Here is a 7900-nt window from a genome sequence, read left to right as displayed (position 1 = left end):
GGCCGCTCCGGCGATCTGCAGCGCGCCCTGGACCAAGCCGCCATCACCGATGTCGTCAACGCGCTGCCACAGGGCCTCAACACCCGTTTGGGCGAAACCGGTGGCGGGCTTTCCGGCGGCGAGGCCCGCCGCCTCACCCTGGCCCGCGCGATCTACGCTACCCCCGATGTGATCCTAGCTGATGAACCCACGGCTGACCTTGACGCCGCCACCGCCAAGGCCGTGACCGCCGGCCTCATGGCGCAGGTCGCCCACGGGGCCACGCTGGTGATCTCCACCCATGACGCCGCCCTCGCCGCGCAGATGGACCGTGTCATCCAGATCGGCGGTGCCCCATGATGGCTCTCTGGCGCATCTTCCGCATGGTCCTGCGCGAGCAGCCCGTGGCCCTTTTGCGCGGCGCTCTGCTCGGCTTCGTCGTGCTGGTCATGGGCGCGGCCCTGCTGGGGCTGTCGGGCTGGTTCATCACCGCTTCCGCTGCTGCCGGGCTGGCCGGGGTTGGGGCGACCTTTGATTTCTTCCGCCCTTCCGCCATGGTCCGCTTCCTCGCGCTTGGTCGCGCCACCGCGCGTTACGGCGAGCGCATCCTCACCCATGATGCCACCCTGCGCGCGCTTGAGGTGCTGCGCCTGCGCTTACTCGGTGGCCTTATGGCCGCCCCCTACCCGCGCATGGTGCGCATCCGGGGCGCACAGGCGCTCAACCGGCTCACAGCGGATATAGACGCGCTCGATGGCGTGCCCCTGCGCCTGTTCCTGCCGCTCTTGGCCGGGCTGGCGGCACAGCTTGTTGCCTTCGTGGTGATCTGGGCGCTTGTGGGCCTGCCCGTCGCGCTGTGGATATTGCTGGGCTACCTTATCGGCGCAGCGCTGATCTTCTGGCAGACCACCCGCAAAACCGCCCGCTTGTCACGCCGCACCGAGGCGGCAGCGCAGGCGTTCCGCTCCCGGATGATCGACCTTATCCGCGCACGCCGCGATCTTGCGGTGCAGGGCGGACTGGCCGCGCAGGCCGAGAGTACGCTGAACGCCGACGATCGCCGCTTTGAACAATGGCAACAGCATGACCGTGCCGAGCGTCTCGCCGGGGCGTCCCTTGCGTTTCTCGGCACTCTGGTTGCGGGCGGGGCGCTCTGGCTCGGCATCACGCTGGTGCAGGCAGGCCAACTCGCCGCCCCCTTCGCCGGTCTAGCCGTCTTTGCCACGCTCGCCCTGGCCGAAACCATCGCTCCCTTGCGCCGCGCCGCCAGTGATCTTGGCCGCATGGCAGAAGCCGCCCGCCGCGTTGTGCGCGATACAGCGCGGCCCGCCCCCGCCAGCAGCACCGCCACGCCCACCGCCGGGGCCTTGCAGATCACCGATGTCACCCTGCACCGCCCGCTCTCTCACCTGCCGCTGGTCGAAGGCTTCAGCCTCACCATCGCGCCCAGTGAAACCGTGGCGCTGACCGGGCCAAGCGGCTCAGGCAAATCCACGCTCCTGCTGGCCGCCGCCGCGCTGCACCCGGTTGAAGCCGGGCAAATTGCCCTTGGCGGGGTTTCGGTGGCCGACTGGCCCGAAACCGCCCTGCGCGATAGCGTCGCACTTCTGCCGCAGCGCTCTGTTCTGATGGCCGGAACCGTGGCCGAAGCTCTCTCCCTCGCCGCCCCCTCTGCCCCCGACTCTGCGCTCTGGAAGGTGATGGAAGCCGTTCAAATGGCGCAAACTCTGCGCGCGCGCAACGGACTGCAAACCCCAATTGGCGCGCGCGGCGATGGGCTATCTGGCGGTGAGGCCCGACGCCTGGTTCTCGCACGAGTTTTGTTGCGCAATCCCAAGGTTTTGCTGCTCGATGAGCCAACCGAGGGGCTGGATGCCGCCACCGCCAAAGCGGTGCTCTCCGGGGCGCGGCGCCTGCTTCCCGAAGCCGCCATTCTGATCGCCGCGCACCGCAGCGTTGAGGCTGATTTCGCGGATCGCAAAATCAGCCTTGCTTAAGCTGTGCCAAACATACTGAATATTGACATAGATCAATGCCCGGCCACTCCTAAAGTTTAGTTGTATTCCAGACATTGAATATAAGTCGGGGAATCGCTCCCGAGATCTGGAGAAGAAGTATGGAATTCGGGATCGTCGAACTGTCGCGCCTGCAATTTGCCGTGACGGCCATGTATCACTTCCTCTTCGTGCCGCTGACGTTGGGCCTATCGGTCCTCGTCGCGATCATGGAGACTGTCTACGTCATGACAAGCCGCCCGATCTGGCGGCAAATGACCAAGTTCTGGGGGCTGCTGTTTGGCATCAACTTTGCCCTCGGGGTCGCGACCGGCATCACCATGGAATTCCAGTTCGGCATGAACTGGAGCTACTACAGCCACTATGTCGGTGACATTTTTGGCGCCCCTCTCGCGATGGAAGGGCTCATGGCTTTCTTCCTTGAGGCCACCTTTGTCGGGCTGTTCTTCTTTGGCTGGGACAAGCTGAGCAAGGTTGCACACCTTGTGGTGGCCTGGCTGGTTGCCATCGGCTCCAACTTCTCGGCGCTCTGGATCCTTATCGCCAATGGCTGGATGCAAAACCCGGTCGGCGCCGAGTTCAATCCGATGACCATGCGCATGGAGATGACCGATTTCTTTGCCGTGCTGTTCAACGAGGTGGCGCAGGCGAAATTCGTGCACACCGTTTCTGCAGGCTATGTCACCGCCTCGGTCTTCGTGATCGGTGTTTCGGCATGGTATCTGCTCAAGGGGCGCCATATCGAACTGGCCCGCCGCTCAATTACCGTCGGTGCCGCCTTCGGCCTCGCCTCGGCCTTCTCTGTCGTGCTGCTGGGTGACGAATCCGGCTATTCGGCCACGCACAGCCAAAAGATGAAGCTCGCCGCGATCGAGGCCATGTGGGAAACACACGATGCGCCCGCGCCCTTCAATCTGGTCGGCATCCCCGATCAAGAGGCGCGGGAAACGCGTTATGCCATCGAAATCCCCTGGGCGATGGGCCTCATCGGCACCCGCTCACTGACCACCGAAATCCCTGGTATCAACGATCTGGTCGCCAACGCCGAAGAGCGCATTCGCTCTGGGCTCGTCGCCTATGAAGCCTTGCTGGAGGTGCGTGAAAACCGCGAGGCGACCGACCCGGCCGTCACGGCAACATTTGAGGAGCATTCGGCAGACCTTGGCTTTGCCTTCCTGCTCAAGCGCTACGTTGAAAACCCGTTGGATGCGAGCGAAGCGCAGATCGTTGCGGCGGCCAATGACACCGTGCCAACCGTTTGGCCGTTGTTCTGGGCCTTCCGCATCATGGTGGGCCTCGGCTTCGGCTTCATCGCCACCATGGCCTATTTCTTCTACCGCGCTTCGTTCAAGGGTATGCGCTTCCCCCGCCCGGCGCTGCACCTTGCGGTGTGGATGATCCCGGCGCCCTGGATCGCGGCAGAGCTTGGCTGGTTCGTGGCCGAATACGGACGCCAGCCATGGACGGTTGACGGTGTGCTGCCCACGGCAATGTCGGTGAGCGCGCTCTCGATGACTGAGGTGGCGCTTACCTTGGCTGGCTTCGTGCTGTTTTACACGGTGCTCTTCATCGTCGAGATGGGGCTGATGTTGAAATACATCCGCAAAGGCCCGTTCGAGGATGTCGAGGAGACCGAAGCCTGGAACGCCCATCACCATGCTCGGCTGGCAGGTCGGCCCACCGCCGATGCCGCCTCCCAATCCGATCTCAAACCTGCGGAGTAAATCAGATGATCCTGCATGACTTGATAAGCTACGAAGTTCTCCGCGTCATCTGGTGGGGCCTGCTGGGCGTGCTGCTCATCGGCTTCGCCCTGACTGACGGGTTTGATATGGGCGTCGGCGCGCTGCTGCCGTTTGTCGGCAAAACCGATGTCGAACGCCGCGTGGCGATCAACACCGTTGGACCAGTCTGGGAAGGCAATCAGGTGTGGTTCATCGTCGGCGGTGCCTCGATCTTTGCCGCTTGGCCGCCGCTCTACGCGGTCAGCTTTTCGGGGTTCTACCTCGCGATGTTCGTCATACTTGCGGCACTCATCGTTCGCCCCGTCGCTTTCAAATACCGCTCCAAGCGCGACGATCCGCGCTGGCGCAGCTCTTGGGATTGGGCGCTCTTTGCTGGCGGCGCAGTTCCCGCGCTCCTGTTCGGCGTGGCCGTTGGCAATGTGATCCAAGGCGTCCCCTTCTACTTCACGGATGACCTTCACACTATCTATGAGGGCGCTTGGTACATGAAGTTCATCGGCCTGCTTGATCCCTTCTCGCTCCTCGCCGGGGTTGTGTCTCTGGCGATGTTGGTGATGCACGGCGGCGCATGGCTCACCCTCAAGGCCGAAGGTGCCGTGCAAACCCGCGCACGCCGCATCGGCTCCATCGCCGCCCTTATTGCGGTGGGGGCTTACGTGCTGGCCGGGGTCTGGATGGCCGTCGGCATGGAAGGCTACCGCCTCGTGGGGGAGTACGTCACCAACGGGCCGTCCAACCCGCTGCACTTTGAGGTCGAGCGCAGCGCAAGCTGGCTTACCGCCTATGCAGACCGTCCCTGGATCGCCATCGCGCCCCTCATGGGCATTGGTGGTGGCCTGCTTACGTTCCTCGGGCTGCGGGCTGGCCGTGAAGTCTCCACCCTGCTGGTGTCTAAAATGGCAATCCTCGGGGTGATCTCTTCGGTTGGGCTCACGATGTTTCCCTTCATCATGCCCAGTTCCAGCGATCCGCAATCCTCGCTAACCGTCTGGAACAGCTCGTCCTCGCACCTCACCCTCTTTGTCATGCTGGTGGCCACAGTGATCTTCATGCCGCTGATCCTGATTTACACCGCGTGGGTCTACAAGGTGCTCTGGGGCAAGGTCACCGAGGCGGACGTATCCGATAGCTCCAGCTCAGCTTACTGAAGAAAGGACATCCCATGTGGTATTTCGCCTGGATTCTAGGCCTCCCCCTCGCCGCAATCTTCGCCGTGATGAACGCGATGTGGCTGGAGTTAAAAGAAGACGAGCGCACCATCGCCAAAGGCTCGCCAACCCCGGCCCCCCACCCAAAACCGCGCAGCTAGGCGCGGCTTGGGCGCGGCTGCATTAACGCCTTGCGCCCCAGTTCACACCACTCTCTACCCCCCCCCGCAAGCGGGCCGCCTCGGCCTGCCTCACACCTAGGATTCATTCCACTCAGGAGAAAGCAAATGCGTCTGTCTCACATCCTCTCGGCCACCGCACTCACCCTTGGCCTCGCCACCGCCGCGCAGGCGGATGACGTCAACAAGCTCGTCACCATCCTCACCGCGCCCGAACCGCAAACCCAGCTCATGGCCATGGTCCTCACCATGAACGCCATCGCTGCCGGGGCCAAAGCCGATATGCTGCTCTGTGGCCCCGCTGCTGACATCGCCCTCAAGGACGCCCCCGAAAGCGCTACCGCAGGCCAGCCACCCAAAAATGCCAGTCCCCAAGGGCTGATGAAAACGATGATGGAAAAGCAAGGGCTAAACGTGCAGGTCTGCGCGATCTACCTGCCCGGAAAAGCCGCCGATGCTACCGTGCTGATTGACGGCGTCACCGCCGCCGCTCCCAATGCCATGGGTGCCGCCATCGTTGCCGACGACACTTCCGTGATGAGCTTTTAAGGCCCGCGCGACCTGCCTCTGCGTCCCCCGGCGCGGAGGCTTTCCCTTGAGCCACCACCGTAAAAGGAACTCTCCATGACCCGTCTCAAAACCCTCTTCACCGTCGCCCTCACGCTGCTTGCGCTCGCCGCCCCCATGGCCCACGCGCAGGACGCTGATGTTAAATTGCGCGGCCTCTTCGTGAACCTCACCACCGATGACACATGGTCCGCCGCCAAGGCGATCAGCTTTGCCCACCAAAAGGCGCTAAAGAATGGCCACGCCCCCGTGGCGATCTGGCTCAACGTGCGTGGCGTCTACCTTGCCGACAAAAAACGCCCCTCCCACGTCCACGGATTGATGCGTGAGAGCAACCAGTCGATCCAGGATATACTCGCCGCTTTCATCGCGGACGGTGGCCAGGTGATCATGTGCTCGGCCTGTTCCGCCGCCGCTGGCCTCACCAAGGAAGATTACATCGAAGGCGTCACCATGGGCACATGGCCGGTGGTCGAAGGGCTTCTGTTCGATCCCAACGTTACAACCCTCGCCTGGTAAGCGCTGGTCGTCCGCCGCACAGGACGCCACCCAACTCTGCATCGCAAGATCAACAACGCTCAGGTTGATCAAGGAATTTACGCATCCCCAACAGAACGCGTGCCGCCCGAGCTTCTGGTGTCATTTACGGCCTCAGCCGAAGCAGGCCCTAACAGCTTCGTTCGCCGCGAACGAACGCAACAGCCCCTCAAAAAGGATCGGACCTAACTCAAGTCTTGATCGATCCAACACATATCTGACGATGCGCCGCCAACACGGAACACGAACTTGACCTTCGCCAGAAACACCGAAACTGTTCGAGCAGGAATATGATCGCAGGCAGATGATCCGCCGTGCCCGAACTGTCCGGGAATTAACACAATCGCTGCCGGTAATTCTGAAATCCGCAAATTTCGACAAAAGGGTCAATTTGCAATCCAATAGTCACATCTAGGGATTATGAAAATGCAGTGCCAAAGCCTAACCGAATTCAAAAAGCCTCTCACCGGCGAAACCCGGCCTGATCCAACCGTATCGGGGACGGAAGTTTTGTTGCGTGTCACGGCAAACGGCATCTGTCACAGCGATCTTCATATCCGCGAGGGGTCGTATAACTTGGGTCACGGCAAGACACTCAGCTTTGGTGACCGCGGAATGAAACTGCCGCTGGTCATGGGCCACGAGCCGACCGGGCGGATCATCGCTTTGGGGCCGGAGGCCGGCGAGATCGACACCAGCAAGGATTATGTCATTTATCCATGGCAGGGTTGCGGCGAGTGTTTTCAGTGCAATCTCGGGCGTGAAAACTTTTGCGCGGCACCTCGCTATCTGGGGCTGAACGTGGATGGCGGCTATGCCGATATGATCAAGATACCGCATGCACGTTATCTGTTCGACATGGGGACACTCAGCCCGGAAATTGCCGCACCGCTGGCCTGTTCAGGGCTAACCACTTTTTCGGCGCTGAAAAAGGTCGAGGACACGATCCAAGCCGCGCCGGTGGTGATCATCGGCGCGGGTGGCCTCGGCCTGATGGCAATCGGGCTCGTCAAGGCGATGGGCGGGCTGCCGCCCGTTGTTGTCGATCTGGATCCGGCCAAGCGGGACGCGGCTCTGGCTGCGGGTGCGGCTCATGCGATTGACGGCGCAGCAGATGATGCCGTAGCTCAGGTGCAGGCCGCAGTTGGCGGCCCGGCATTGGCAGCGGTTGATCTGGTCGGGGCCGAAAGCAGCGCAAGCCTGGCGTTTGATGCGGTGGGCAAAGGCGGCAAGATCGTCATGGTCGGCCTGTTTGGCGGAGCGGCTCCCTGGCCGTTACCGCTGATCCCGGTCAAGGCGGTGACGATCATGGGCAGCTATGTCGGATCGCTTCAGGAGTTCGCCGAATTGATGGAGCTCGCGGTAGATGGCAAGGTGCCCGCATTGCCGACCCAGACCCACGATCTGAAGCAGGCGAGCGACCTTTTGGACCAGCTGGAAGAGGGCAAGATCATTGGCCGCGCGGTTCTAGTCCCCTAAAAATCGCCGCAACCAGAACCGCAAAACCCGCCTTTCGGCGGGTTTTTCAATCGCTTATTGGGGCTGTCTGGCGGTTTACAGCCCCAGGTCCTTGGCGATCGAATTGCGCATGACCTCGTTGCTGCCGCCGCCAATCCGCATGAGGCGCGCATCGCGGTAATGCCGTTCCATCGGAAAATCAGGCGTCAGGGAATACCCGCCGAGGATCTGCATGCCCTCGTCCGCGACGCGGGAATAGGCCTCGGTCGTAT

The 7900-nt window shown here is 62.2% G+C and carries 9 protein-coding genes; 8 read left to right on the top strand and 1 reads right to left on the bottom strand.

The window, feature by feature from the left end; translation table 11 throughout:
- The 8 genes from P1U55_RS15335 to P1U55_RS15300 form a co-directional block, all read left to right on the top strand.
- Positions 1-339: ATP-binding cassette domain-containing protein (locus tag P1U55_RS15335; RefSeq protein WP_301048509.1), on the top strand; the 339-nt coding region annotated here is incomplete at its 5' end.
- Positions 336-1976 carry an ATP-binding cassette domain-containing protein gene (locus P1U55_RS15330; protein WP_301048508.1) on the top strand — a complete coding sequence of 547 codons (1641 nt, stop codon included), beginning with the start codon at positions 336-338 and terminating at the stop codon, positions 1974-1976. The genes P1U55_RS15335 and P1U55_RS15330, both read left to right, overlap by 4 nt.
- A 119-nt stretch (positions 1977-2095) precedes the next feature.
- Entirely contained in the window at positions 2096-3718 is a 1623-nt protein-coding gene (locus P1U55_RS15325) for a cytochrome ubiquinol oxidase subunit I (protein ID WP_301048507.1), read from the top strand.
- 5 nt (positions 3719-3723) lie between these two features.
- Positions 3724-4887 carry a cytochrome d ubiquinol oxidase subunit II gene (gene cydB / locus P1U55_RS15320; protein ID WP_301048506.1) on the top strand — a complete coding sequence of 388 codons (1164 nt, stop codon included), beginning with the start codon at positions 3724-3726 and terminating at the stop codon, positions 4885-4887.
- Positions 4888-4901: 14 nt separating this feature from the next.
- On the top strand, positions 4902-5048 hold the full coding sequence (cydX, locus tag P1U55_RS15315) for a cytochrome bd-I oxidase subunit CydX (RefSeq protein ID WP_301048505.1): 147 nt from the start codon (positions 4902-4904) through the stop codon (positions 5046-5048).
- A gap of 126 nt (positions 5049-5174) precedes the next feature.
- Complete coding sequence (locus P1U55_RS15310) at positions 5175-5615, top strand: hypothetical protein (protein ID WP_301048504.1); 441 nt, start codon at positions 5175-5177, stop codon at positions 5613-5615.
- Between the two features lie 75 nt (positions 5616-5690).
- Positions 5691-6152 (top strand): DsrE family protein, encoded by a 462-nt coding sequence (locus tag P1U55_RS15305; RefSeq protein ID WP_301048503.1) that lies wholly within the window; start codon positions 5691-5693, stop codon positions 6150-6152.
- A 438-nt stretch (positions 6153-6590) separates the two neighbouring features.
- Positions 6591-7649: an alcohol dehydrogenase gene (locus tag P1U55_RS15300; protein WP_366943067.1), complete on the top strand. Its 1059-nt coding sequence runs from the start codon at positions 6591-6593 to the stop codon at positions 7647-7649.
- A gap of 75 nt (positions 7650-7724) precedes the next feature.
- Here the strand turns inward: P1U55_RS15300 and P1U55_RS15905 are convergent.
- On the bottom strand, positions 7725-7900 hold a 176-nt coding region (locus P1U55_RS15905), incomplete at its 5' end, for an acyl-CoA dehydrogenase family protein (protein WP_366943068.1).

The sequence above is a fragment of the Vannielia sp. genome (assembly GCF_029212645.1).
Taxonomy (GTDB): domain Bacteria; phylum Pseudomonadota; class Alphaproteobacteria; order Rhodobacterales; family Rhodobacteraceae; genus Vannielia.
This window is presented reverse-complemented; position numbering and strand designations above follow the sequence as displayed.

Excerpts from the sequence above, each read along its gene's own strand:
- P1U55_RS15305 (WP_301048503.1), top strand. The coding sequence starts at position 5,691 with ATGACCCGTCTCAAAACCCTCTTCACCGTCGCCCTCACGCTGCTTGCG.
- P1U55_RS15330 (WP_301048508.1), top strand. The coding sequence starts at position 336 with ATGATGGCTCTCTGGCGCATCTTCCGCATGGTCCTGCGCGAGCAGCCC.
- P1U55_RS15325 (WP_301048507.1), top strand. The coding sequence starts at position 2,096 with ATGGAATTCGGGATCGTCGAACTGTCGCGCCTGCAATTTGCCGTGACG.
- cydB (WP_301048506.1), top strand. The coding sequence starts at position 3,724 with ATGATCCTGCATGACTTGATAAGCTACGAAGTTCTCCGCGTCATCTGG.
- P1U55_RS15310 (WP_301048504.1), top strand. The coding sequence starts at position 5,175 with ATGCGTCTGTCTCACATCCTCTCGGCCACCGCACTCACCCTTGGCCTC.
- cydX (WP_301048505.1), top strand. The coding sequence starts at position 4,902 with ATGTGGTATTTCGCCTGGATTCTAGGCCTCCCCCTCGCCGCAATCTTC.
- P1U55_RS15300 (WP_366943067.1), top strand. The coding sequence starts at position 6,591 with ATGAAAATGCAGTGCCAAAGCCTAACCGAATTCAAAAAGCCTCTCACC.